The 1,050-nt window shown below is 48.0% G+C and carries 1 protein-coding gene and 1 pseudogene; one reads left to right on the plus strand and one right to left on the minus strand.

Features of this window, described 5'->3' with window-relative positions; genetic code table 11:
- Positions 1 to 335: pseudogene (locus tag ACOTX7_RS24265) on the plus strand (hypothetical protein); the annotation flags it as partial.
- Positions 336 to 501: 166 nt separating this feature from the next.
- On the opposite strand, the gene dfrA14 reads toward ACOTX7_RS24265, so the two are convergent.
- Positions 502 to 975, minus strand: a complete 474-nt coding sequence (gene dfrA14 / locus ACOTX7_RS24270; protein WP_004201280.1) for a trimethoprim-resistant dihydrofolate reductase DfrA14 — start codon at positions 973 to 975, stop codon at positions 502 to 504.
- Positions 976 to 1,050: the final 75 nt, after the last annotated feature.

Genomic DNA, 1,050 nt, shown 5'->3' on the forward strand with positions numbered 1-1,050 from the left:
CTGCACAACAGCCATTACGCCCAATCAACTGGTGCAGTCGTCTTCTGAAAATGACAATCGTGCCACCGGCTCCAGGTCTTATCGAACAGCTCAGACACATGGTCCAAATGCTGGTCGATCCGTTCGGCCAGTTTTTCGATGGCCTCTTGCTTGAGCTTGTCACTTTCCCTGAACTCGATGTTCAAGGCCCTGGCCACCTGGTTGAGGTTCCGGCCGATAGCTCCAAGCTGCCGGCACGATTCCCGTACGGTGTTCACTTCTTCATCAGTGAGGACCGGCATCCGGTTCAACGACCGCAGTCATTTCTGTACCTAAACAGTCCTGCGAATATGTGAGTTTTGACCTAATGAGCCACAAAAACTCATTTTCGCCCACGATAATTTTTCTACTTCCTTTCTTTGGAATGCTCATTTCAATATTCACATAACGTCGCTATCAATCGCGGAAAAGGCGTAGTGCGCGAAGCGAACGAAGCTTTTTGCCGTCGATTGCATAGCTTTGTTAACCCTTTTTCCAAATTTGATAGCAATAGTTAATGTTTGAAGTAAAGTGTTGCTCAAAAACAACTTCGAAGGTATTTGGAATACTCGGGAAGAAAACATCCCCCTCTGGCTCGATGTCGATCGTCGATAAGTGGAGCGTAGAGGCCATGGGTAATGTTTCTCGGTAAATTTCTCCGCCACCAGACACTATAACGTGACCGGTGAATTCAGCTAGCCTGTCCATGGCCTCTTCGATTGACTGAAATACAACTACATTGTCATCATTTGATGTCCAACCTGAGCGGGTAACGACCGCGTATTTCCTATTGGGGAGTGCGCCCATAGATTCAAACGTCTTGCGACCCACCAGAAGCCACTGATTGTAGGTCAATGCTTTAAAAAGTAGCTGCTCCCCTTTCGCGGACCAGGGTATGTCTGGACCGCAACCAATCACGCCGTTTTTCGCTTTCGCAGCCATCAATGATACTTTCAAGGTTCTCATCCTGGGTTAACTTTGTTTTAGGGCGACTGCCCTGCTGCGTAACATCGTTGCTGCTCCATAACATCA

This window comes from Enterobacter cloacae complex sp. IR5418 (assembly GCF_049238105.1).
In the GTDB taxonomy this organism is placed as follows: Bacteria; Pseudomonadota; Gammaproteobacteria; order Enterobacterales; family Enterobacteriaceae; genus Enterobacter; species Enterobacter hormaechei.